At 62.0% G+C, this 1,527-nt stretch carries 3 protein-coding genes and 1 pseudogene; 3 read left to right on the forward strand and 1 reads right to left on the reverse strand.

All coding sequences use genetic code 11. From position 1 onward, the window contains the following. The 3 genes and pseudogenes from EN925_RS35270 to EN925_RS35280 all read left to right on the forward strand — a co-directional run. Positions 1-301 (forward strand): annotated as a pseudogene (locus tag EN925_RS35270) (DNA alkylation response protein); the annotation flags it as partial. 194 nt (positions 302-495) lie between these two features. Continuing rightward, positions 496-1,065: a hypothetical protein gene (locus EN925_RS35275; protein WP_013531792.1), complete on the forward strand. Its 570-nt coding sequence runs from the start codon at positions 496-498 to the stop codon at positions 1,063-1,065. After that, entirely contained in the window at positions 1,065-1,406 is a 342-nt protein-coding gene (locus tag EN925_RS35280) for a DUF6105 family protein (RefSeq protein WP_013531791.1), read from the forward strand. Before EN925_RS35275 ends, EN925_RS35280 begins: the two co-directional genes overlap by 1 nt. Here the strand turns inward: EN925_RS35280 and ruvX are convergent. Next, a partial coding sequence (gene ruvX, locus EN925_RS35285; RefSeq protein ID WP_128337339.1) for a Holliday junction resolvase RuvX occupies positions 1,324-1,527 on the reverse strand: 204 nt, incomplete at its 5' end. The genes EN925_RS35280 and ruvX overlap by 83 nt on opposite strands.

The raw sequence follows: 1,527 nt of genomic DNA on the forward strand, positions 1-1,527 counted from the left end.
GTTCGAGGATGTGCTGGCCGGCATCGACCGCGATCTCGGCGCCGGCGGACGCGGCACGATCGGCGTGCTGAAGGCGGCGATGCAGGTCGCTACAACCGACGAAGGTTCGGCTCGGCTGCTCACCGAGCAGCTGGCTCTGTCGGCTGCGGCGGCAGAATTGCGCCGTCTGGGGGCAGGGCGGATCGCCGACGCTTTCGTCGAGACGCGATTGGCCGGCCAATGGCGCAACACCTATGGCATGATCGATTCGCGCCACGATGCACGCATGATCATCGACACGCTCTATCCGCCGGTGAACTGAGCCGCGAGCATCGCAAAAACCGGCGCCATCCACAGTTTTGAGGCGTTGGTCCGTATCCTCTCGCATATGGCTAATTTCCGTTAACCTTAACAAATGGTTTCCGTTGCGATGGCGAGCGGCAAGGCCCACTGTCCCGGCGCAAGCAGGCAATGGTTCAGATTGGCCGTCTCCTGCTTTGCGAAGCAGGAACACCGATGCGACAGGTACTGACCTCTTTTCTGACCTTGCACTGGACGATTGTTTTCGCCCTGCTTGCGCTCATCTGCATCGACGGAAACCGTGGTGTGGCGGCGGCGCTCGGCGTGATCGGTGCCACAATCGAGGGTACCCGCTTCGTCAACCTCGACAATTTCGTTGTCGTGGCGCCGCTTGCCACCGCATTGCTGGTCGTCGCGGTTCTGTTTTTCTGGGCCTTTGTCGAAGCCCTGGTCAACGACGCGACCAGCCCGGACGCCGACAGCGTTGCCCGCATCGCCTTCATCTGCGCGTCCGGCGTGTTGTCGCTGATCGTCATCGGGGGTGCTGCGCAAGGCATAAACGGGCTGTTCATGGCTGTTGCCGTGCAGCTGGCAGCACTTCTGGCATCCTATGTCGCCATGCTTGCCGAACGGCGGTCCGTGGTTGCGGCAGCGGCTTCGGGCGAAGGCGAGATCCATGCCGTCGCGCACGGCATGGCAAAAGCCGCAGCCCACAATTCGCTGCTTTCACTCATATCAGGCCGAACGGTGTCCAAAACCGGCTCCAATCCCAGGGGAGGCCGCTGATGCGCTACATCTTCGGATTCTGGGCGGCGCCGATGGCGATTTTCTGGGGCTGGTTCTATCTGTCGGCCAATGACATCAATTTCGGCTACGCGATGCTCAGCCGCCAGATGCACGACTTCTTCTTCCAGCTCTACGGTCAGATGCTCGGCATCGATCCGGCGATCATCCCCGGCATGGTGGCGAAGACGTGCGTCTTCGACGGGTTGCTGCTGATGGCGCTTTGGGCATTCCGCCGTCGCCGCGAAATCGCCGGCTGGGTCAGACAGCGCTGGGCGGGTCCGGTTCCGTTCGAGCGGATGCGTGGAGCGACTGAAGCCGGTCCAAAACTCCCTGCAGAATAAACGCGGCTGCCGCCGAATCGATCTTACCGGCGCGCTTGCGGCGCGAGAAATCCATCTCGATCAGCGTCCTTTCGGCCGCGACCGTCGATAGCCTTTCATCCCAGAGCACGAAGGGCAGGTC

It is taken from the genome of Mesorhizobium sp. M7A.F.Ca.US.006.04.2.1 (assembly GCF_004022915.1).
Taxonomy (GTDB): domain Bacteria; phylum Pseudomonadota; class Alphaproteobacteria; order Rhizobiales; family Rhizobiaceae; genus Mesorhizobium; species Mesorhizobium ciceri.